At 42.4% G+C, this 23,442-nt stretch carries 17 protein-coding genes and 1 tRNA gene; 12 read left to right on the top strand and 6 right to left on the bottom strand.

Going from position 1 to position 23,442, the window contains the following annotated elements; translation table 11 throughout:
* Positions 1 to 45: 45 nt before the first annotated feature.
* On the top strand, positions 46 to 972 hold the full coding sequence (locus G8O23_RS09010; protein ID WP_166363959.1) for a glycoside hydrolase family 130 protein: 927 nt from the start codon (positions 46 to 48) through the stop codon (positions 970 to 972).
* A 301-nt stretch (positions 973 to 1,273) separates the two neighbouring features.
* Positions 1,274 to 2,287 carry a glycosyltransferase family 4 protein gene (locus tag G8O23_RS09005; protein ID WP_166363957.1) on the top strand — a complete coding sequence of 338 codons (1,014 nt, stop codon included), beginning with the start codon at positions 1,274 to 1,276 and terminating at the stop codon, positions 2,285 to 2,287.
* A gap of 469 nt (positions 2,288 to 2,756) precedes the next feature.
* Here the strand turns inward: G8O23_RS09005 and G8O23_RS09000 are convergent, their stop codons facing one another.
* Positions 2,757 to 4,232 carry a glycoside hydrolase family 130 protein gene (locus G8O23_RS09000; protein ID WP_166363955.1) on the bottom strand — a complete coding sequence of 492 codons (1,476 nt, stop codon included), beginning with the start codon at positions 4,230 to 4,232 and terminating at the stop codon, positions 2,757 to 2,759.
* 325 nt (positions 4,233 to 4,557) lie between these two features.
* Here G8O23_RS09000 and G8O23_RS08995 point away from each other — a divergent pair, with 325 nt between their 5' ends.
* Positions 4,558 to 5,046 carry a hypothetical protein gene (locus G8O23_RS08995; protein ID WP_166363953.1) on the top strand — a complete coding sequence of 163 codons (489 nt, stop codon included), beginning with the start codon at positions 4,558 to 4,560 and terminating at the stop codon, positions 5,044 to 5,046.
* Positions 5,047 to 5,108: 62 nt separating this feature from the next.
* Here G8O23_RS08995 and G8O23_RS08990 read toward each other — a convergent pair whose 3' ends face one another.
* From G8O23_RS08990 to G8O23_RS08980, 3 genes are all read right to left on the bottom strand, one after another.
* A complete protein-coding gene (locus tag G8O23_RS08990) occupies positions 5,109 to 7,556 on the bottom strand; it encodes an outer membrane beta-barrel family protein (protein ID WP_166363951.1) in 2,448 nt (815 codons plus the stop codon).
* 148 nt (positions 7,557 to 7,704) lie between these two features.
* Positions 7,705 to 8,979: a sensor histidine kinase gene (locus G8O23_RS08985; protein ID WP_166363949.1), complete on the bottom strand. Its 1,275-nt coding sequence runs from the start codon at positions 8,977 to 8,979 to the stop codon at positions 7,705 to 7,707.
* 10 nt (positions 8,980 to 8,989) lie between these two features.
* Positions 8,990 to 9,661 (bottom strand): response regulator transcription factor, encoded by a 672-nt coding sequence (locus G8O23_RS08980; protein WP_166363947.1) that lies wholly within the window; start codon positions 9,659 to 9,661, stop codon positions 8,990 to 8,992.
* Positions 9,662 to 9,805: 144 nt separating this feature from the next.
* Between G8O23_RS08980 and G8O23_RS08975 the strand changes: the two genes are divergently transcribed.
* The 4 genes from G8O23_RS08975 to G8O23_RS08960 all read left to right on the top strand — a co-directional run bounded on the left by G8O23_RS08975 (position 9,806) and on the right by G8O23_RS08960 (position 16,137).
* Entirely contained in the window at positions 9,806 to 10,798 is a 993-nt protein-coding gene (locus G8O23_RS08975) for a chorismate synthase (RefSeq protein WP_166363945.1), read from the top strand.
* A gap of 18 nt (positions 10,799 to 10,816) precedes the next feature.
* The gene (locus G8O23_RS08970; RefSeq protein WP_166363943.1) at positions 10,817 to 11,188 is read left to right on the top strand and encodes a RidA family protein; all 372 of its coding nucleotides are present in this window, start codon (positions 10,817 to 10,819) and stop codon (positions 11,186 to 11,188) included.
* Positions 11,189 to 11,587: 399 nt separating this feature from the next.
* Positions 11,588 to 14,821, top strand: a complete 3,234-nt coding sequence (locus G8O23_RS08965) for a PAS domain S-box protein (RefSeq protein WP_166363941.1) — start codon at positions 11,588 to 11,590, stop codon at positions 14,819 to 14,821.
* A gap of 59 nt (positions 14,822 to 14,880) precedes the next feature.
* Complete coding sequence (locus tag G8O23_RS08960; protein ID WP_166363939.1) at positions 14,881 to 16,137, top strand: DUF819 family protein; 1,257 nt, start codon at positions 14,881 to 14,883, stop codon at positions 16,135 to 16,137.
* A 71-nt stretch (positions 16,138 to 16,208) separates the two neighbouring features.
* Here the strand turns inward: G8O23_RS08960 and G8O23_RS08955 are convergent, their stop codons facing one another.
* Together G8O23_RS08955 and G8O23_RS08950 are read right to left on the bottom strand one after the other, a co-directional pair.
* Complete coding sequence (locus tag G8O23_RS08955) at positions 16,209 to 18,938, bottom strand: PAS domain-containing protein (RefSeq protein WP_166363937.1); 2,730 nt, start codon at positions 18,936 to 18,938, stop codon at positions 16,209 to 16,211.
* A gap of 117 nt (positions 18,939 to 19,055) precedes the next feature.
* Positions 19,056 to 20,483, bottom strand: a complete 1,428-nt coding sequence (locus G8O23_RS08950) for an ATP-dependent DNA helicase (RefSeq protein WP_166363935.1) — start codon at positions 20,481 to 20,483, stop codon at positions 19,056 to 19,058.
* Between the two features lie 88 nt (positions 20,484 to 20,571).
* Between G8O23_RS08950 and G8O23_RS08945 the strand changes: the two genes are divergently transcribed.
* The 5 genes from G8O23_RS08945 to G8O23_RS08925 all read left to right on the top strand — a co-directional run bounded on the left by G8O23_RS08945 (position 20,572) and on the right by G8O23_RS08925 (position 23,293).
* Positions 20,572 to 21,174, top strand: coding sequence for a hypothetical protein (locus G8O23_RS08945; RefSeq protein ID WP_166363933.1), 603 nt, complete (start codon positions 20,572 to 20,574; stop codon positions 21,172 to 21,174).
* 12 nt (positions 21,175 to 21,186) lie between these two features.
* Positions 21,187 to 22,038 carry a DUF3822 family protein gene (locus G8O23_RS08940; protein ID WP_166363931.1) on the top strand — a complete coding sequence of 284 codons (852 nt, stop codon included), beginning with the start codon at positions 21,187 to 21,189 and terminating at the stop codon, positions 22,036 to 22,038.
* Positions 22,029 to 22,562, top strand: coding sequence for a 16S rRNA (guanine(966)-N(2))-methyltransferase RsmD (gene rsmD / locus G8O23_RS08935; RefSeq protein WP_166363929.1), 534 nt, complete (start codon positions 22,029 to 22,031; stop codon positions 22,560 to 22,562). Before G8O23_RS08940 ends, rsmD begins: the two co-directional genes overlap by 10 nt.
* Positions 22,563 to 22,899: 337 nt before the next feature.
* A tRNA-Asp gene (locus G8O23_RS08930) sits at positions 22,900 to 22,976 on the top strand.
* Positions 22,977 to 23,026: 50 nt separating this feature from the next.
* Positions 23,027 to 23,293: a GIY-YIG nuclease family protein gene (locus G8O23_RS08925; protein WP_166363927.1), complete on the top strand. Its 267-nt coding sequence runs from the start codon at positions 23,027 to 23,029 to the stop codon at positions 23,291 to 23,293.
* Positions 23,294 to 23,442 lie beyond the last annotated feature (149 nt).

Below are 23,442 nucleotides of genomic sequence, written 5' to 3'. Positions count from 1 at the left end.
GAAGTAGGATTTTTTATACTGTAATACTCATTAAAAAAATACATTATGCTGATAAAGAGATACAAAAACAATCCGATACTTACCACTAACGATGTGCCCTACCCCGTTGCAACCGTACATAACGCAGGCGTTATTAAGCATAACGGTAAGTACATAATGATATTCCGGTCGCATAAACTTAACGGAAGGAGCATACTGGGCAAGGCCGTAAGCGACGACGGTTATAACTTTAAGGTTGATAATGAACCTTTTATGACACCCGCTACTAGTGGCCTATTCAAAGAATACGAGGAGTACGGATTGGAGGATCCGCGCATTGTTTTTATTGATGGTGAGTATCTTATAACCTACAGCGCATACTCTCGTCACGGCGTTAGGATTGCACTGGCAAAGACCAAAGATTTTAACACCGTTGAGCGGTTCTCTCTTATCACCCAAGCCGATTACCGCAATGTTGTAATTTTTCCCGAGAAGTTTAACGGCTTATACGCACGGCTCGATCGTCCCCATTCCGAGATATCGCCTTGGTCGGTTTGGATTTCCTATTCACCAGACCTCAGGTACTGGGGCGAGGCGAAGCTAATTATGAAGCCACTACAGTACCATTGGGACGAAATGAAGATTGGCCCCGGTGCCCCGCCCATTAAAACCTCACGGGGTTGGTTGAGCATCTATCACGGCGTATTTCCTACCATGGACGGATCTGTTTACCGTTTGGGTGTTGCATTGCATAGCCTGAAAGATCCATCGAAAATTATTGCCGTTGGCGACGAATGGATTTTACAACCCGAAGAAATGTACGAAATAACAGGCTATGTACATAACGTTGTGTTCACCTGCGGAGCCGTTCCCGAGGAGGATGGTAGCGTTAAAATTTACTGGGGTGGTGCAGATAAGGTGATGTGCGTTGGCACAGCCATAATTGAAGAACTGGTTGATCATTGTCTGGATAATCCGAGGGATGCTTTGTAACAAAAGGATTAATCAATCTCTATAAAAGCTGCAGCGCAGTGTTTATATTAATTCAAAACATTTGGAATTTTCAATCGGACATAGAGGGCAAAAGCATCAATAAATAGGGTGTCCCGATAGGGACAGAGTATTGGTAATTTAGTTAGATAAACAAGTTTTACGATGCCGTTAGGTACAGAATATTCCCTACCTAACGGGACAAAGAACACATTACGAAAAATCAAATTTGATTATAGAAAGAGTATTTTAAATGCGTTTGCCCTATTGAGGGTAGTAAAGTTATAAAAACCAGATAAATATTATGAAAATTGCTATTCTATCGCCAATCGCATGGAGAACGCCTCCTCGCAAGTATGGCCCGTGGGAACAGGTTGCCTCAAATATTACAGAAGGCCTAGTTAACAAAGGTATTGATGTAACACTCTTTGCAACAGGTGATTCTATTACAAAGGGGAAACTAGAATATGTTTGCGAACGGGCGTACTCCGAAGATCCTGAACTTGATCCTAAAGTTGGAGAATGCCTCCACATAAGCCATTTAATGGAACAGGCAGGCGATTTTGATTTAATTCACAACAACTTTGATTTTCTCCCCCTATCCTACTCGCGCTTAATTAAAACGCCAATGCTAACTACCATCCATGGTTTTTCATCCCCAAAAATTCTTGCAGTTTATAAAAAGTACAACAGCACTAGCAGCTACGTTTCCATTAGCAATTCCGATCGGAGTGCTGCGCTCAACTACATCGGCACGGTTTACAATGGTATAAATGTGAACGACTTTACATTCCACCCTCAACCAAAGCAGTACCTACTATACTTCGGTAGAATTCATCCTGAGAAGGGTACATCTGAAGCTATTCAAATCGCAAAAAAGTCGGGTTATAAGCTAATTATTTCCGGATTAATTCAGCATCAGGAGTATTTTGACAGCAAGGTTAAACCCTTTATCAACAATGATGATATTGTATTTGTTGGCAATTCGGGGCCATTGGAGCGCAACAAGCTACTGGGCGATGCACATGCTCTATTGCACCCAATAAGCTTTGAGGAGCCTTTTGGTTTAAGCGTTGCCGAAGCTATGCTTTGCGGAACACCCGTTATTGCATTTAACAGAGGGTCTATGCCAGAGCTAATCATTAGCGGTAAAACGGGCTATTTGGTTAATTCCATTGATGAGGCAGCTGATGCGGTAGCTAACATCAATCTGATTAATAGAGATTATTGCAGGGAGCACGCTGTTTCAAAATTTAGCCGTGATAAGATGATAGAGGGGTACTTGGAGATTTACAGGAAGATTTTGGGAGGTGAATAGACATTTATCTCATAACAATCCCACAAGCTCTCTTGGGTGGGAATGAATTAATGGATCTATTATTGCTATTACACGAGAAGCCTCGTAAAGCATTTATAGATTTTTTTATGTTTGAAAAAAATGTAGAATATTGAATTACGAATATCGAACGCCGAAGTGATAGTAAACAGTTGAACTTTGAAAAATTAGGTTGAATGTAAAAGGAAGGAGAGATCTTGGAGCGACATCCATTCCTATCCAACTTCATCACTCATCATTGAGTCCACTCCGAAAAGTCTCAAAATGCTGATTTTTTCCTTTTTTAACCCCTGACCCCTTAAGGGGAAGTCTAAAAATCAGCATTTTAAAAAGTCCCCTTTAGGGGATTTAGGGGTAAAAGGAATTTTCGGAGTGGACTCATCATTAAATATTTGTAATTCCTCCGGCAGGGTAAATTCTGAACTATTTCTCATCAAGGAGTAAGTAAAAGCTAATCGTTCAGGCGTTTAAGTTCCTCAAGCAGCTCCTTAAGATTAACAGTAGCATATGTGGCTGCGTAATCAGACATAGCGTAGGGAATAACCAAATTCCCGTTGTGAACAATCGATCCGCACGAGTATACAACGTTGGGTACATACCCCTCTCTTTCCTCTTCGTTAGGAGCCAATAGCGGTGTTTTCAGCCTACCAATTTCTTTTTCTGGATTACCCAGATCGTATAGCGATGCCCCCAAAGCATACTCCCTCATGGGGCCCACACCATGCGTAATTACCAGCCATCCCTCTTCCGTTTCGATAGGTGAACCCGAGTTACCTACCTGAACCAACTCCCACGGATATTTTGGCGATTGTATAAGCTTAGCTTCCCTCCAAATACTCAAATTATCGGAATAAGCTAAGTAGTTATTCACTCCATCGAGCCTACAAAGCATGGTATACTTGCCATTTATTTTCCTGGGGAACAAGGCCATTCCCTTATTATGGGCCAATTCGCCGTGAATTGGTATACATTTAAAATGATAGAAATCTTTGGTCTCGAGCAGCTTCGGCAGTATTGTTATACCATCATATGCAGTGTAGGTAGCATAGTAAACTACCTCACCATTATCACCTGTGAACTTAACAAAACGGGCATCCTCAATACCATTCCTTTCGGTTTCTGATATGGGAAAAATTACCCTCTCGGAGATAGCTGAATCAAGCGAAAAATCAATCTCGTAATGCGAGAGCGCTAACCACATAATCTGGTTTATGATTGACTCTTTTTCAGGCGTTAGCTGATGGGTTCTTTTAGTTTCTTTAACAGCTCTGGATAGTTCTCCATAAGTGAATTTATCTCCTAGCTTTTCAAACACAAACATAGGAGATATCTTATTATCGAAATCGGTCATGCCATCAAGCGTGAGGATAAAGGAGGTTTTATCGTAAATATGCCTTTCAATCCGATCAGCCTCTGCCAACATCTTTCCTACAGGCTCAATAATCATATCGCAATGCCTATCAATAACAGCCGAACGGAAAACAATGGATGAGATATGCCCTTCGCCTGTGGCTCTAAAGCTTAGAATCACCCTTTTTTCGCCCTGCAATAGCTCCGACTGATCCGGATCATCAACAATGGACGGATTAAAAAAAGCAGCCGATTCAATGGAATACTCCATGGTAAAATAAGAGCCTATTAGTACTTTTTGAGATTGATTAACCTCGTTTGGATTGATTCCCATCCTTTCAAACAGATGGGACAACTTATTAAAATGTTTTTCGAAAATCTTTGAAATATTCCTGTGCCTTTTGGCGAATCCCCTTAGCACTTGACTCATAGTAATTCTGACTTCATCTTCAGGCATTGCCAAAACACTATGAATGATTTTTTTGCTTCTTTCGTCGTTGGTATAAAGAAAGCGAGCGATTACCCTGCTTGGGTCCGGTGTAAAATGTGTATCCTTTCTAACTACTGCTACTTGCATACTAATATATTGATTTAAAACCAAGTGTAAAGGTAGGCTTAAATTGGTCAGTAATGTTGTTAAGGTCACTATTTAATTCGCATCTGTCAAGGAAACCAATATTGATAGTTAAAAAAAGGTAACACGGACGACTTGCAAAACTTGAGATATAATTATTTAGTAGAAGTATCCTTTCTTGCCATTACCCACTTCACAATTTGATATTTAAAACACCAGTTTGTCATCTCAATTAATTTGTTTAACACCAATACTTGTGTGGTTGTCAATTTCGCAGATCAGTGGAATGAATTTTGATTATTTTCACAACAATCAAAATCAAGAAACTATGAAAAAATGGATTATAAAATCCGGATTGCTAGTTATACTGGCAATATTCACGGCAGCGCTCAACAGCTGTGAAGGATTTACTCCCAACGATGAGGACGAAGACGAACAGGCTGATGAACTTTACGTAAAGTTTTGCAACGAGCCATCCTCAGTGTTCACCATTACAAGCATTGAAGTTCGCCCCCGAGGGCCAGCAACAGGAACCTATACCCCAACTGATAACTGGAGTTCAAACATACTTCCTGCTGGCACTACCATTGAACCGGGTGATCACGTTTTTTTTACACTCGAAATACCTAGCTTACACTGGTCGGAATATAGATTAAAGGTTGACGATGGCGATGGCAATATCATCAATGTAGACTCAGAGGATCTTTCAATTACCCATTGGGGTGACGATAAGAGAACCGTTGGCGTAACCATTAGCCTTCATGAGCCAACAAACAAGCCCTACATTTCTGGCCATTACGATTTTGCAGGAATTTAGATGGTAATTTAAAGTAAAAAGCCTTGGCTTGAACCAAGGCTTTTTTACACTAAAGTGTATGCCTAAAACTCTCCTTCACCTCCCATTTCATCCATTCCATTACCATTATCGCCATTCTGTCCACGGCGGCGATCGGGCATAAAATTGTTGAGCCTAAAGGATGCGGTAAGCGTAAAAATTGGCGTTCGGGGATTCCATTCAGAATAAGTGTAAAAACCTGTGTCCTGAACCGTGCTGCTGTGGCCCATGGTGCTAAACACATCACGAACCGAGAATGTGAGTGAAAATGCATTTTTAAAAAAATCTTGCTTTAGGGCAAGGTTTGCCATCATAAAGGCTTCGCGAGTTCCCTGTGCCGAAACGGTTGGGCTATTGTAAATACCCATAACTTGTAGGCGAGTGAAACGTGCCAGCTTAAACTGATTGTTCATCCTCAGGTTCCAGTTGAAGCTCGAAGCTGAATAGTCTCTACCATTAAGCTGCCCTTCCTGCCTATAATCGTAAATATTACCCATCAAATCGAAGTGCCACCAGCGGGTTGGATCGAAACCTACCATAATTTCGGTACCCAAAGAGAAGTCTTGACCTACATTGGCAAAAGTGGTTAAGAAAATATTATCGCTATCATCGTAAATACTACGAACCCTCTCAATGTTATTGTGGGTAACCCTATAGTACAAATCAACCGAAATCACATTTTTTGTAAACCGCTTCTGGTAGCTAACCTCATACGAATCGATATACTCTGGGATTAGGTCGGGATTACCTATACGAATATTATAAGCATCGCTCCAGGTATAGAATGGTTCAAGATACCAGCCCCTTAGCCTTTGCAAACGGCGGGTGTAACTGGCCATCAGCTCCTGATCGGCGGGCAGGTTATACGAGAAGTGAAGCGTTGGGTAAAAATCGAACCTGTTAAGTTTAAAATCAGTCTCTTCGCCCACCAAATCGATAAGCCTATCGGTATGCTCGGCCCTTATACCCAGCTGGTAGCCAAAATCGTTTCGCTGACCACCCAGCATGGCGTAAATGGCATGGATATTATTCCTGTAATAAACGTCTTTTGAGTATAGGTTATCAACCTCAAACTGGCCACTACCTAGATTGTATAGGCTCATGGTGTTAGCTTCCTCGGAGCGTCGGATATTCCCTTGGTAACCCGTCTCAAACCGGGTTGACTCACCAAGAGGTAGCGTATAGTCAAGCTTCATTGTTAGACTCTGGCTAGGCCCTTCCTCGGTCGATCGTTGGCCATTTGCAATAAGATTATTAGTATCAAACAGCAGATTTTCGGATCTTTCCCTAAAGTCGTTGCTACCTAGGGTAACCTGCGCCAAGATATTATGATCCTTGCTGTCGAACTCCTTGCGATAATCAATAGTTGCCCTGTGGAAAAACCCACCCCTACTGCTCTCATCGGTACTCGAATAGATGGTTTTATTTAGATCAGTGGATCGCCACTCCTCGAAAACTTGGTCTGAGTTCGAACCTCTATCCCTGTCGCCAAATCGGTAGCCCACGCTAAAAGTATTCTTTGGGTTGATATTAAAATCGGCACCAAACCTAAATCCCCAGGAGTAGCCTCCGCGGTTAAACTCGCCAAAGCGATAAAGGTATGATGTATCAGCTCTGTATGTCTCGTTTAAACTTGTAGATTCGCCAAACATCCCCCTTCGACGATAATCGGCTCCAAATATCAGGTTAACCCGCTCCTTACGGTAGTTCATCATAAAATCGCCACCGTAGCGATTGTGCGTGCCAACATTGGCATTAGCTACACCACTGATTCCCTGCAATCGATTCTTCTTCATCACAATATTAATAATCCCCGCAACGCCATCGGGATCGAACCTAGCCGAGGGGTTGGTAATAATCTCAATATTCTCAATTTGGCTAGCGGGTATCTGGTTCAGCACATCATTCGCATCCATAATGCTGGGTTTTCCATCGATAAGCACGGTGAAGCTACCGCTACCGCGGAGGCTCACATCGCCCTCAATACTCACAGTAATAGATGGAATATTCTCGAGCACCTCCACCGCCGATTCCGACGATGAGGTATGGCTCTGGCTCACATTTATTACCTTCTTGTCAATCTCGTACCGCATGGTGGGGCGCTCGCCAACAACCATCACTTCATCTATCGACTGATCGGTTGACGCAAGCAGTATTCGCCCAGCATCAACGCTACGAATTCCTCTCTGTACCTCAATACCATTCACCCTCTTGTTGTGATACCCAATAAAGGTTATATCCAATGCGTAGCTGCCAGGCTCCACTCCGGCAATTCGGAAAAAGCCCGTTTCATCGGTTATGGTTCCCGTAACTAGCGATCCTGTACTGGCGTTAACCACCGAAACGGTAGCGTACTCCAGGGGTTGAATGGATAATGAATCGTAAACAAACCCTTTAATGGCTCCAGGAGCCATACCCTCGCCAGCATTGCTGGCGTGGAGAGTTGTTAAAAAAGTAAGGGAGAGTAATACTGAAACTATTAGCCTATACATATTTTGAACTTTTACTTATTAAACGGTATTTACAATTAGCTGCAACAAAATTACAAGCCGATTCTGTAGAAATCCTATTGAAAATCTACATACAATCTGTTTACACTAGTACAACAGGCTTAAATGGGGGTTGTTTAGCTTTGTTTAGCTACGCTATAGGTTCGATGGTAAATGTATGCTGAGCATCGGAGAAAGCATAGGTAATGCTTAGCTTGTTCAGGTCGCAAATGCGCTTTACCAATGCCAAGCCTAAACCTAATGCCGATTTTGCACCGTTACTCCCCACAAATCGGTTAAATATTTTAGCCGAGTCGAACGGTAATGGGTTACCGTAGTTACTTATGAACAGCACCTTACCTTTTGTAGTGAGTAATACTGGCCCTACTCCTAACCCATACCGCAATGCATTCTTCAGCAAATTCTTTAGCATTACATCAAAAAGTAAAGGATCCAGATGAAGCGTATGACCGGGATCTAAATCGACCTTAAGGTTTAGCCCCTTAAGCTCGAACATCTCCTTAACTGCATCAACATGGCGAGATATTATATCAAAGGTATTCAACTTCTCAACCCGATCGTACTCGCCATTCTCAATCTTTGTAATTAGATTTAAAATATTACCAAGGTTTGAGAGATGTGTAGCCTCATCGTAAATAACCTTAACGGTTTTGGAGTGATCGTTCATTAGGTTATCGTCGGCTATAAGCACCTCGGCCTTGCTGCGAATTATGGCCAGTGGGGTTTGCATCTCATGGGCCATATTCTCGGTGTACTCCTTAAGCTTGTTATAATCGCTCTCTATTCTCGATATCATTTTACCCACTAGCAGCTGCATCTTCTTAAACTCGGTGGTAGATGTGCTTACGTCGGGCAGGTTAAAATCGCTCCCAATTTTATAGCGCGACATGGAGCCCAATATTCGATGGAAGGGTCTGAATAGGAATCCCGAAAGGAATAGGCTAAACAGCGTAAGCACAAGAACGAGGATAATAAACGTGTTGGTGATTGTTCCCAGTACCCCTTGCCTAAACTTATCGAAATCGCTTATGTTCTTATGCATCCTGTACTCAAAACTACCCTTTGAGGTTGAGAGAATAACCGTTTTTGCACGGAAAAGCATAGGGTCATCCATCTGACTAACAACCAGCGTGGTATCTTTATACCTTGGATAACTGGACATGTTGATACCTGAAAGATCATTAATTATGACCAAATCGTTAATTTCGCTTAAATTCCTGTCGCTCTCCTCAATAACCTTTATAACCCTACGCTCCCTACGATTAAAGTAGCTCTCGGTATCCTCGTCAATAAAACTATTTATACGTTGAGTGATGAAGGCGGCAGTGGCAAAAAATGCTATAAGTATAAACACCAAGTATATAAAGGTGGTTTTGGTAAGCAGTTGTATCGATTTTGGCTTCATAGATAATGTTTTATGAGAATTTATACCCCATACCATAAACGGACTGTATTTGCACATCGCCACCCGCATGCTGTAGCTTTTTGCGTAGGTTTTTTATGTGATTATAGATAAAATCGAAGCTGTCGGCCTGATCGGCATGGTCGCCCCACAGGTGTTCCACAATGCTCTCCTTGGTAAGCACACGGTTCTTGTTATACAGGAAGTATACCAGCATATCGAACTCCTTACGAGTAAGCTCAACGGATTTTCCAGCCACTAACACATCGAGCGAAAGTAGGTTAACGGTAATATTGCCCATTTCGAGAAGATTATTCCCATCGGCATTCTTTCGCCTAAGGATGGAACGAATGCGGGCATTCAGCTCGGCCTTGTGGAATGGCTTGGTGATGTAATCGTCGGCACCCAGCTCAAGCCCCGTAACCTTATCCTCAATGGCATTACGGGCGGTAACAATTAAAAAGCCCATATCCATACGTCTTGCTTTGGCTTCGCGCAGCAGGTCGAGGCCACTTCCATCGGGTAGTCCAAGATCGAGTATTACCAAGTCGTAGCTATAATCAAATACCTTTTGCTGCGCAGTGCTAAGGTTATAGGCCACCTCAACCACAAAACCATTATCGGTTAAAAAATTGGCCAAGTCGTCGGATAGCTCAGCATTATCCTCTACAATTAACAACTTCATAGATAATCTATTTATGCACAAATATATTGGCAAATTTTGTAGAAAATCTATTCTATGGAGATTTTGCACAATACAAACCCACCTAGTTGCTAATGGATAGACATTTGTTGCTATCTTTGAACAGCAATAAACGTAAGCAATACTATGAATTCATTTGGACGCATATTCCGCATTTCCATTTTTGGCGAATCGCATGGCGAAGCCATTGGAGTAACCATTGATGGCGTGCCATCGGGCATCAATCTTTCAGTTGATGATTTTATGGCCGACCTCAATCGCCGCAAGGCGGGTGCAAAGGGCACAACGCCTCGTAAAGAGGATGATACTCCCGAAATTGTAGCGGGATGGGTGAATGGTTACACCACAGGTGCTCCCCTTACCATCCTGTTTCGCAACAACAACACCCAATCGGGCGACTATGGAAATATAGCCAAAACCCCCAGGCCGGGCCATGCCGATTTTGTGGCCTACAAAAAATTTGGCGGTTACAACGATGTGCGTGGTGGAGGCCACTTCTCGGGAAGGCTTACGCTCACACTAGTATCGGCTGGGGTGGTGGCAAAAAAGATACTTGGCAATATTGATATAAATGCGAAGCTAATCTCTGCCGGAGGTGATGCTAATATTGAAAAGGCCATTGAGGAAGCAATGGCTAAGGGCGATTCGGTGGGTGGATTGGTTGAGTGCAAAGCAAGCGGAATTCCACTTGGCGTTGGTGAACCATTCTTCGATTCGATCGAATCGGTTATTAGCCACCTAGCCTTTGCCGTACCGGCAATTAAGGGCATTGAATTTGGCTCAGGATTCCAAGCAGCAGCCATGACTGGCAGCCAGCATAATGATCCTATACTCGACGAAACAGGCCGAACGGCAACCAATAATGCCGGAGGCATCACGGGAGGCATTTCCAATGGCAATGAGCTGGTATTTAGGGTGGCTGTAAAACCAACATCGAGCATTGGCATAAAGCAGCAAACCTATAGTACTGAAAGTGGCAAGGTTGAGGAGTTGGAGATAAAAGGACGCCACGATGCGTGTATAGCCCTACGAGTGCCTGTAGTTATTGAGGCCATTACGGCCATTGCGCTGGCCGACTTGTTGATGATAGCTAATGGACTTAAATCAACAAATTCCTAAATTAACAGAACATCGAATATGCAAATTGTATCAACCCCAAATATGCCCAAAAGCAATGGCCATTACTCCCATTGCGTTGAGCATAATGGAATACTATACCTATCGGGTCAACTCCCTCTCGATCCCGAAACGCGCCAAATGCCCGAGGGTATTGTTAAGCAAACCGAACAGGTTCTAAAAAATCTAGAACGTATTCTACACGAGGCTGGGAGTAGCAAGGAAAAAGTACTGCAGGTAAGAGTTTACATCCCAAACATCGATGATTGGAGTACTGTAAATGAAGTGTATGCCGAATTCTTTGGCAATCATAAACCAGCTCGGTGCATTGTTCCCACCCCCAATTTACACTTTGGTGCCCTAATTGAGCTTGAAGCAACTGCTTACATTTAACCAATAAGAAAGTGGGACACTAAACATTCACTTAGCCAACTGAGAGCCTTAACGGTTGATGACATTACAAGTAAATGGTTTATTCCAACTGATTGAATGCATGCTATAACCTAATTTAAGTTTTGCATCAAAAGGGTTTAAAGTATAAAAACAAATCACTGGTGACCGACAAAAACTTTAAATTCATTAATTGCTCTCCATAAGCTATAGGTTAGTCGATCAGTAGTGATAGTCAGACAAAATTAGTTGTGAATGGCATTCACGATAGAATATCACCATAAAAGATTGCATTATTCACTTAGCGTCAAAAACATATGCTTATAAGCTAAACATATGCCCAAAACGGTTGTTATCATTGCAAATATATTGTAAATTGCCATTAACCCATAATACTTGCTTATGCAAGGAGCAACTAGGCAACCGTATCATAGAATGACTCTACTGGGCATAATTCTCTATTCGCTTGGAGCATTACTGTCGATATGGGTATTAAGAATTGATAGCACCCCCTCCACCCTTTGGTTGCCTTTAGGAATTGGACTGGGAATGATTATCCGCTATGGCGAAAGGGCAATACCCGGCTTGGCGTTGGGCTCGTTGGCCTCGCATTTGCTAGTTCTGGGGTTTAATGTTGATAATGGTTTTAATCCAACCCATATTTTTGCTGCAGCACTAGTTGCTCTGATTGAAGTGGCAATTCTGTATGGCATTTCCAAAGCTTATACTTGGTTCAGAACATATCGATTATCAACTGGAAAACTACAACGAATAGTACCACTATCGCTGGTGTACCTTGTTGGAGGATTACTTTTTGCCCTGATCAACTCTGCGTTTTTAACTTTTAATGGCTTCTCTCTCGAAAAATCCTATCACCTACTAAACACAACGCTTGGTAGTTTTGTGATTCTACTTCTAATCCCACCTCTTATTATTGTCCCCAGAGCTGCTTACCCCATTTCCTACAATAGCTATAAAGTTTACGCCATTATAATTTTAACTTCAATTGTAGGCGCTTTACCTCTATTCCCATTTTTTGAGAACATTACACTAGGGCTCTACTATGCAATTGTAAGTTCCCTTGTTGTGTTTATTTCCACAAGTCAGAACTTTAGGATATATACTATTGCTCAAGCAATTATTATCTTGTTTACCACCACAAGCCTTTATGCTTCGGGATTTTTCGCAGATGCCACTATAGTAACAAATCATTTATTGCTATCAGCATCCCTAATCTTAATTTCGTATTACATAAATATTAAAATTGACGTTAGCGTTGCTGCACCCAAAAACCAGACTGCCAAAACATTTTCTATTGGGGACGAAGCAGAAAGGCAAACCGAGGAGTACCGCAGGCTAACCGAAGAACTTTTTGTTGAGGTTGATAGACGGGCTAAAGCAGAAAAGGAGCTGGTTGAAAGCAAACGGTTACTTGCAGAGGCACAGGAGTACAGCGGTATTGCTACATGGGAGTACTCCTTATCAACCAAACGCTTTAGGTGGATATCGTACAACAAAAGCAAGCCAATACTAAACTTCGATATTGAAAACGAAACGCTAAACACCTTTGCCAAAAGGCTTCATCCCGACGATTTGTATGCGTTGAGCAAGCTAAACCGAATGGCCGCCAAATCGAGCAACGATTTTGAGATTGAGATTCGTATTAAAAACGATGCCAATACATTCGATTACTACCTGCTGCGTGGAAGAAAGCTTATGGATCAGAAAAAATCGGTAAGGGTTGTGGGGCTAATTATGAATATAACCGAACGCAAAAAGTTCGAGCAACAGCTGCTCGAAAAGGAGCAGAAGTATCAAGCCCTTTTCGACTCGAACATTGATCCTGTTTGTGTGATTTATGCCGGCAACTACAAGATTAAAGAAGTAAACCCCGCCTTTGAAAAGGTTTATGAATACTCGCGCAGCGAGATTGTAGGAAAATCGTACATTGACCTCTCTGCAGAACCCAACGAGACCAAAGATGCCATTGCCTTTGGCCGACGCAAAGGGTACTACCGAATACCCCATAGGGTGCATTTAAAAAAATCGGGACAAAGGTTTCTTATTGAAGCTAACCTTATGAAATATAAGGTAAATGGTGAGGATATGCTTTTTATCATTACCCACGATATAACTGAGCGAAAAAAAGCAGAAAACTTACTGGCCGAGCGAGAGCAAAAATTTAGAGCCTACTTTGATTCTGACCTAATAGGTATGGCCGAAATATCAATATCAAAAGAAATACAAAGCCTTAACAACAAGTTGATTGACATACTAGGATACCCGAGCATAGATGAGCTGATGCGAAAGAGTTGGGAAGAAATCACCCACCCCGATGACAGGGAGGTAGAAAACCGACTATTCAACGGGGTAATAACCCATTCCATACCGGGATATACGCTCGAGAAAAAACTTGTTGCCAAAAATGGCAGCTACATCTACTGTAATGTATACATCAAGTCAATAAAAACCACCCAGGGTAACATATCGCATATGGTCGCACTGGTTGATGACATTAGCGAAAGGAAGAGAACCGAACAGGAAATTAAGGAGAGTAGAGCACAACTTAGGCAATCGCAAGCGGTAGCAAAGCTCGGGAGCATTAGGTTGCAACCCGGGAGTAGCAAAATAAGCCTGTCGGACGAAGCTTATGTTATTTTAGGTTACAAACATCGTAAACCATCATTGGTGCTTAATGATATTACCAAAATGATTATGCCTGGGGATACTGCAAAGTTTATCTCCTTTATCAAGGTGCTTGAGCATGGAGAGCCTGTTAGTGGCGATCATGAGATTGCTTTACTATGCACCCAAGGAGAGGTTAAGTACCTTCTTATAAATTTCGGGCTATCGCTAAACGCCAACAAGCAAGTTAAAGAAATACTGATTACCCTAGCCGATATCACCAGGATAAAAAAAGCCGAGATGGCACTCCACGAAGCCAATGCTTTAAAAGATCAGCTATTCTCAATTATTGGCCATGATCTTCGTTCTCCAATCAGCTCCATTAACCAGCTCGTTGAAATACTCAACGCTCACTGGAGCGACTGGGACGAGGAAACAATTCGCTCGACACTTGATACCCTGAAAACCACTAGTTCAGAAACTTATAAATTGTTAGTAAATTTGTTGGAATGGGCAAACGCGCAGCGAACCGATAGCTTTAAACCAACGCAAGTTGATTTATCACAACTGGTTGACGATGTGCTCACCCTTATGAAAAGTACTGCCAAGGGAAAAAGAATTGCTATTGAAAAGAATCTACTTGATAAAGCTATGGTATTTGCTGATGAGGAAATGATTAAAACAGCGCTGCGAAATCTTATTGGCAATAGTATAAAGTTTACACCCTCGGGGGGTAAAGTAATAATTGATATGAATGAAAACAGTAATACCTACCTCGTTTCGGTGCATGACAATGGAGTAGGAATTGCCGTAAAAGATCAACAGCTTCTTTTCGATAATGCTGCTACAGTTACAACCCCGGGCACAAACAACGAAAAGGGAACCGGCCTAGGTTTAAAGCTTGTAAAAAAATTTATTGATAAGAATAGTGGAGAGATCTTTGTTGAGTCCGAGCCAGGCGTGGGTTCAAAATTTTCGTTCACCTTGCCAAAGGTTAATCGGCGACAATAAGCCAAATCAGCATTCAGCTTAACGAAACTTTTAATACATTAGCAGTAAAATTATGGCCTATGGTAATTATTGGACTTGCACTATTCTACCTATTCGCCCCCCTACTAATTCTGCATCTTTGCCATCGCTACCCATTTGTAAATAAGCTCGGGGCTGTAATCATTGCTTATCTGGTGGGACTTCTTATTGGTAATATTGGGCTACTTCCTGGCTTTAGCACGTTTCTTAATGATTTTTTGCTAACGAATCCCGGCACTACGGTTGACCAGATAGAGGCGATGCATACCAGCGGACAGATTGAAAGCAGCGATGTATTGGCCTACAAAATATACAACCTTCGCGATATGCTAATGAGCGTTACCATTCTGTTGGCCATCCCTTTGCTCCTATTTTCGGCCAATGTAGCACAGTGGAAAAACTTGGCTGGTAAAACGGTTGCATCGGTTGTAATCGGTTTTTTTGCCGTGGTGCTGGTGGTGGTTGCAGGGTTTTTCATCTTCAGAGATGAAGGCACTAAAGACCTTTGGAAGGTGGCGGGGCTGCTTATAGGGGTGTACACGGGAGGTACACCTAACCTTGCCTCGCTAAAAATGATGCTCGATGTTGATGCCAACACCTACATACTCACTCATACCTACGATCTGGTAGTTGGTGTGGTATACCTAGCATTTCTTATGACCATTGGACAAAAACTCTTTCACAAATTTTTACCAAAATTCCCCATCCCCACAACCAACGATTTTGGTGAGAACCACTCTGGGGACGATCCATTCTGGGGGATATTAAAGAAAGACAAGTTCATACCACTACTTAGGGCCTATGGGGTTGCCGTAGCTATTTTTGCTGTGGGTGGTGCACTCAGCATGCTGGTACCGCAAAGCAAAGTAATGGTGGTGGTAATACTAACAGTTACTACCCTTAGCATACTGGCATCGCTAATTCCCAGTATAAATCGAATAGACAAAACTTTCGAATCGGGAATGTACCTAATTCTTATATTCAGCTTGGTGGTATCGTCGATGGCTGATGTGAGAAACTTTGCGGGCTTAACGCCCGGCCTACTGGCTTATATTAGCCTAGCTGTTTTCGGATCGCTATTTCTACAGGTTATACTCGCCAAACTTTTTAAGGTAGATGCCGATACTACCATGATAACCTCGGTAGCGTTTATCTGCTCACCACCCTTTGTGCCGGTAATTGCTGGAGCACTTAAAAATAGGCATATCATAGTTTCGGGGATTACAATTGGGATTATTGGGTATGCCGTAGGCAACTACTTGGGCTACCTTGTTGCAGAGATACTGAGTAAATTATAATCGAAATGGGAAGCACCAAAAAGGGGAATCAAAAATTTGGCTCCCCTTTTTGTTTACTTTACTTTGATATACTATACCTTTGCAGCAATGGCAATGACTTTCACCACATTGCCCGTTGCATCGGTTATGGGCGAATAGGTTTCAGTTAGGGTTATCTCGATCTTATCTACCTTAGCTTTAAATAGCTGATGTCTAACAATGCCCTTGCTTAAATCGGCCCACAGCGATTTGCTTTCGGCCTGTTTGCCTCCCAGTAAGCTGTATAGTTCGGAGTGATGCTTTCCAATCAAATCGTTGGCTGGCAAGCCAATAATACTTGAAAACTGATCGTTGGCCCGAATAATCTCACCCTTTGGGCTGTACTCCACCACGCATGAGGATGAGTCAACAATCTTAACAAAGGCTTGGTACTCCTCAACCTGCTGGGCTAGGTTTTCGAGGTTTTGCTCCGCCTCTTTCAAATCGGTAATAATACGGCTTATACCCCACGTACCTACTACCCTACCATCCATATCGAACAAAGGCATTTTGGTGGCCGATACCCAGTTATCCTTACCATCATCAAAAGTTTCGCGTGCAACCCTATCAACAATTGCAGTTTTTGAATGCATAATCACCTGCTCCTCATTATAAAACTTTTGAGCATTATCCTTGGTGTGGAAATCAAAATCGGACTTACCCACCAGCTCCTCGGGACTATCGGCATTAAAGAGTTTCACCATCGACTTGCTTATGCGGATGAAACGGCTTCGGTCATCTTTAAAGTATATATAATCGGGGATATTGTCCATTAGCGCATTCAGTAAGGTTAACTCCTGCTGCAGCTCCTGCTGAATTTTTTCCTGCTCAGATCGCTTGCGCTCCATCTCTTCCTGGGTGGCCTGCAGCTCCTCCATATTCTGTCGCATCTCCTCTTCCTGTGCCTGCATCTCCTCGGCTTGTTGTTGCGATTGCTCCAGAAGCATCTTGGTTTTGGCGTTAATCCTAACCGAAAGTAAGGTTGATGCAATGCTCTCGGCTATTCGCTCAAGGAATTCAACCTCAAAGGGCTCAAAAACATTAAACGATGCCATTTCGATTACTCCCAGCACATTATCTTCATGCTTAAGGGGGACCAAAATTACATAACGTGGAGTAGCCTTTCCTAAGCCTGAGGTGATCTCGACATAATCCTCAGGAATTTCGGTTAGTTGAATGGTTTCTTTCTCAAGGGCACAGGCTCCAATAAGCCCCTCCTTCGTATCTATCTTTTTATTGAGATACTTTTTACGATCCCAAGCGTAAGCCGATAGTAGCTCGAAGTATTTCTCGCCACGCTCCTCATCGTTCAAAACAAACATGGCAGCTTGATTGGCCTCGAGGTATTTCACCACATTCTTCACAATATCATCGGAAAGCTGCTGGATATCGTCGTTGTTGTGCCGGAGAATATCGGCAAACTTGGCAAAACCTTCGTTGGCCCAGGCACGCTTCCGATCCTCCTCCTTCCTCTTCTCCTCGTCAACCTTTGCCTGCTTAAGGCTATTTCGCATATCAATTAGCGAAGTACCCAGTATATCCTTTTCGCTTAGCAACTCTAGGCTACTCTCCAGCTGTCCATTACCTATATCGAGTGCAAACGAAGTTTTTTGGTTTAGCCCATCGATAGATCGATTGAATGCCTCGGCCATCTCCTCTATCTCATCATTCGATTTGATATCAAGCACCAAATCCTTTGATATCTCACCATTGGCCATCCATTTGAGCGAATTGGTAATTCCAACTATGGGTTTAGTAAGGCTATTTGAAATTAAGATAAGGATAATTACAATAACCAATAAAGCGACTAGACCTACTGCAAGCGATATGTACAGCATACTATTGGCTGTTTTCATAACCTGACGATAGGGTATTGAAATGGCCAGTGACCAACTCTTATCAATTCCATCAACCAAAACCGGTGTAAAAAACATGTAGTGGGTACTACCATCCACCTCGGTGCGCACAAAGGTAAACTCCTCGCCCTTTTGAACTCTGTCGATAATCTTCTCCTGCTCAGCCACATTAGGGTAGAGGTCACCAATACTTTTACTAATAAGCTCGCTATTGGGGTGCCCAGCAACAATACCCTCGTACGAAAGCAGAAAGGCAAAACCACCCTCAAGCGTCTCCACCTTGCTAACCAAATCCTGCAGAGCGGTAAGTTCCAGGTCTAGTCCAATTAGCCCCATGAACCGCCCATCAATTTGTATTGGCGAGGCAATTGTGGTCATCATTCTTGCCTCTCGTGATCCGTCCTCAACCACATCGAGGTATGGCTCCCAAACATCATCGGCATTTCCCCTCTTAAACGCTCCATATAAATCTGGATCGCCATCCATACTTCTTTCCTCCTTTGCGCTGGTAAACGTATTGTTATCTTCGCGCAGCACATACATTAGGATTCGCCCAAATTCCTTGTTGTAGTTGGGAACAAAACCATAGTACTCCCAGCTATCCCACAAAATGTATACGTGTGGGTTTGCTTCTAAAACTGGCTCGTACATCTTTAGGTATAGCTCAGTCCATTGCTCGCTAGGCATTTGCTGATATACACTGAGAGCCTGAGCCAAAGTTCGTGTGATGGTTATGTTCTTCTCGATAAATCGGCTGATCTCACTAGCAGAATTTTCAGCCAGTAGTTCTGTTTTTTCTAGCGTTTCGTTCAGAATGGTTTGGCGAGAGTTAACAACAATGTAGCCAATGGAAACCACATAAAAAAAGGAGAATACCGATAAGATGTAAAGAATTATCTTTTGACGAATGGAGCGTTTGTTTTTCATTGCGGCAAAAATTTTGTTAGCAAGGTAAATTTAGGGATTTATTTTGGGATTACTACGGTTTATAGCTCGTTTATAGCTTTTGTGGCAAATATCAAGTTAAATATGCCCTATTAGACTTTAGGCAAAATCGCTAACAAAAAAATCTTTAGCAAAATTCACCAGATAAACCTTTTCGGTTGCTCGGGTTAATGCAGTGTAAAGCCATCGAAGGTACTCCTTACTTATCATATCTTCGCGAAAAAAACCTTGATCGATATACACATGCTTCCACTGTCCGCCCTGTGCCTTGTGGCAGGTTACCGCGTAGGCAAACTTTACTTGCAGGGCATTGAAGTATGGGTCGGACTTTATTTTTTTAAAACGATTCCTCTTATTAATCTCATCGGCATAATCGAGCGAAACGCTTTCGAATAGTTCGTTAGATCGGCTAGAGGGGAGCGCAGGTCCATCGAGAGCAAGGGTATCGAGCATAATAAAAACGTCAAGTTCCTGCTGCTGATAGTCGGCTAGCCTTACTGTTACCTCTGCAAAACGAAAACCGTGTAGCTCTTTAACTCCTCTAATTCTAACTACTTCAACAATATCTCCATTGGCTATAAAATTTACATCGGGCACCTTCTCAACCCAAAAGTAGTTATTTCGCACCACCATAAGCAAATCGCCTATGGATAGCTCCTCCTCGCGCCATAGTATTTGATTACGAATCCCCTGATTGTACTTGTTTGCGCGCTTGTTGGAGTAGCTTATAACTATGGTATCTTCAATTCCAACCTTTGAGTAGCTGGTCTCAAGGGTTTCCACCAAATCAACTCCCGAAAGGCGAACAATGTCATCGAACCCAAGAAGTTGAAATTTGGGAATTTCGATATGGTTTTTGGCAATGTAAGTACGCAATGATGTTGCATTGCTCAATACGCCCGAATCAGCCGCTTGCCTCACCACCTCATCGAGAGTGATTTCAGTAACTTCATAACCATAACTCTCTAGTACACGCTTATCTAGCGCAGGGCTTAGGTCGAGCCTAACGGGTGGAAGCTGCGCCTGATCGCCAACTAGCATTAACCGGCAATTATCACCATCATCTATAAATTGCATCAAGTCCTCAAGCACATTACCCGTCCCAAACGACGAGTCCTCGGCCGAGGAATTATTAATCATCGAAGCCTCATCAACAATGAAAATGGTGTTGCTTCCCTTATTCTGGTTAAGTACAAAACGCCCAATAGCCTCCTTCTGCGACTGCTGCCGATATATCCACTTATGAATGGTATAGGCAGGGTATCCAGAATACTGCGATAAAACCTTGGCTGCACGACCAGTTGGTGCCAAAAGCACAACCTTTACACCTTGAACTAGTAACGCTCTTACGCACGCCGCTATAAGTGTTGTTTTACCAGTTCCTGCATAGCCCTTCAACAGAAAGATCTGACGGTCACTTCTATCGGTAAAAAACCGAGCAAGCATATGCGATGTAACCTCCTGGCTTTTAGTCAACTCAAACCCTATGCTTTTAATAAGAGATTTTTCCAGAGCGTCTTTTTTCATTACAATCGTGAATAAAATTTACTTTAGGTGTTAGAATTTAATTATATGTTTATAAATTTGCAGGCAAACTTAAATTAAATTGAGTAAAATGAAAACCGTTTATCAAATTCTGCTACTAGTTCTCATAGTGGTTTTATCGTATCTGGTATTTGAAAGCATTATGAACCCTATTCGTTTCAACAACGAGAAGGATAAAAGATATGCAAAAACCATCAATCGTTTAAAAGATATTAGAACGGCTCAATTAGCATATCGTTCTGAACACAACAAATTCACCGGGAGTTTCGATACGCTTATCAATTTTGTTAAGTACGACTCATTTCGCGTGGTTAGGCAAATTGGTTCAATGGACGACTCCCTTGCCGTTGCCCAAGGGCTTGTTCGTCGCGATACAGTTACAATTAGCGTACTCGACAGCTTATTCAAAAAGGGATACCCAGTTGATTCACTTCGTCTCGTTCCCTATACCGGTGGTGCACAGTTTGAGCTAGGAGCAGGAGAACTATTAACGGGTTCCGGTCTAAAGATAAAGGTTTTCGAAGCAAAAGTACACAACGACGTACTTCTAAAAGGACTTGACCGTCAACTTGTAGTTAACGAAAATGACCTTAGGAAAAAGTTGGAGCGTTTCCCTGGTCTACAGGTTGGATCGCTAACTCAAGCTACAAACAATGCTGGAAACTGGGAATAGGATGAGGTAACTATGCAAAAGTTTGAACTTTTCGACGAAACCTTTGATCCATTCCGTACCGAATCATACGAATTATCCATTCAGGTATCCCTGAATGGATTTTCTTTTTGCGTAAAGGATTTAACGCGCAACCTTTTTATTGCCCTTGGCGATAATGCCTTTGAACATCCTGTTGCTTTCGTTGATGACTGGAACGATCGGGTTAAATATATTCTTAGCCTCTACGACTGGATTATAAAGCCATTCAAAAAGATTAACCTGTGTTTCGATTCCCCCCGGTATGCGTTAATTCCGCAAAAGTTTTTTGATCCCCAAAAAGCAAAACAAATCCTTTCACTCTCGCATCGTATTGAGGACTTGGAAGAGATAAGATACCATAGCATCGACAATGATGTGATATGTATCTTTAGCATTCCGTCAACACTCTCGGCTAATTTCATTGCGGTTCACCCCAAAACAAACATAGTGAGCAGCGGAAGCGCACCTTTAAGCTTTCATCTATCTAAAAATAAAATCAGACACACACCTCAGCTAACATTGGCTATTTACAATGGTTTTGCCACAGCAAACCTATCAAACGGGGAGAAACTGATGCACTCGGGATCAATAAAACTTGTAAGTGCAGAGGAAACAACCTACCATCTGGTTAACATCTGCAATGAGCTAAAAATTGCACCTGCTGATGTTGAAATAACTCAGCTGGGAACTTTCGGCACCCAAGATAATGATACCACTTCATTACTTACCCGATTCTTTAAATTGGTGAAGCAGGAGGATAGCATAAAACATTCACACTTTAGCTATCAGCTAAGCCAACACAAAGTGCAGTATGCAACTCTTTTCAATCTATCGCTATGCGTATAGTAAGTGGAATGTACAAAGGGCGAATATTTAGCCCTCCCAAAAGTATAAAAGCCCGTCCAACTACAGATATTGCCAAGGAGGGGCTTTTTAATATCCTATCAAATAGCTATGATTTTGATAGGATTGCCATACTGGACATTTTCTCTGGCACAGGTAGCATTAGCTTTGAATTTGCCTCGAGGGGATGCCAAAGCATACACCTTGTGGAGATGAACCACTCGCATTTTAACTTTATACGATCGGTTATTAAGGAGCTAAACTTAGATCAGATTACTCCCATTAGGCACGATGCTTACAAATTTTTAAAAAACTGCAGAATTCAGTTCGATATCATTTTTGCGGATCCTCCCTACGAGTTTAAGGGTATTGAGACCATTCCGGACCTAGTTTTCCAGAATACCCTCCTCAAAGACAATGGGTTGCTAATTATTGAACATTCAAAACGAACAGATCTGTCGAAACTCAACAATTACAAGGAAACTAGAAATTACGGAAATGTTCATTTTAGTTTCTTTAAATTGTAATTTTTTTTGAAAAAGGTATTGCAGAAATAAAAAGAAGATTTATCTTTGCACCGTCAAAAACAGAGACACGTTCTTTAAAACAACATTGGTTCGGTAGTTTCTCGTCAAACAATAAGTTTTCCGAGATTAGAATACATGCCTGTCATCTCGTCACTGGTGACGAGACGAGTTCGAGGCTCGATCGGATTAAAGTTAGTTTGAAATTGTTCTTGTAAAGATATTGGTCCGGTAGTTCAGTTGGTTAGAATACATGCCTGTCATCTCGTCACTGGTGACGAGACGAGTTCGAGGCTCGACCGGATTAAAGTTAGTTTGAAATTGTTCTTGTAAAGATATTGGTCCGGTAGTTCAGTTGGTTAGAATACATGCCTGTCACGCATGGGGTCGCGAGTTCGAGTCTCGTCCGGACCGCCAACAATATAAAAAGCCTCTTCCTGAGGCTTTTTTCGTTTATACCCTATCCTATGTACTACACCTACATCATATGGAGCCAGAGCCTCGACATTTTCTACAAGGGCATCACGCAGGATCCTGAGCATAGGCTTTGGGAGCACAACAATGGCATGAGTCGGTTCACGGCCAGCAAGGGCCCTTGGGCGCTCGTGTACCTAAAGCAGCACACCACCAAGCGCGAGGCCATCATCGAGGAGAAGCGAATAAAACGCCTCAACGATAAGTCCATCCACAAGCTCATCAACTCGCCCAATAACATCGCCCCGCCGCTGGGATAATATAGCATAATAATACATGCCTGTCATCTCGTCAACTGAAGTTGACGAGACGAGTTCGAGTCTCGTCCGGACCGCCAACAATATAAAAAGCCTCTTCCTGAGGCTTTTTTCGTTTATACCCTATCCTATGTACTACACCTACATCATAT

Source organism: Perlabentimonas gracilis (assembly GCF_011174675.1).
Taxonomy (GTDB): domain Bacteria; phylum Bacteroidota; class Bacteroidia; order Bacteroidales; family Tenuifilaceae; genus Perlabentimonas; species Perlabentimonas gracilis.
The sequence above is the reverse complement of the archived record's forward strand: the minus strand, read 5'-3'. Positions and strand labels throughout refer to the sequence as shown.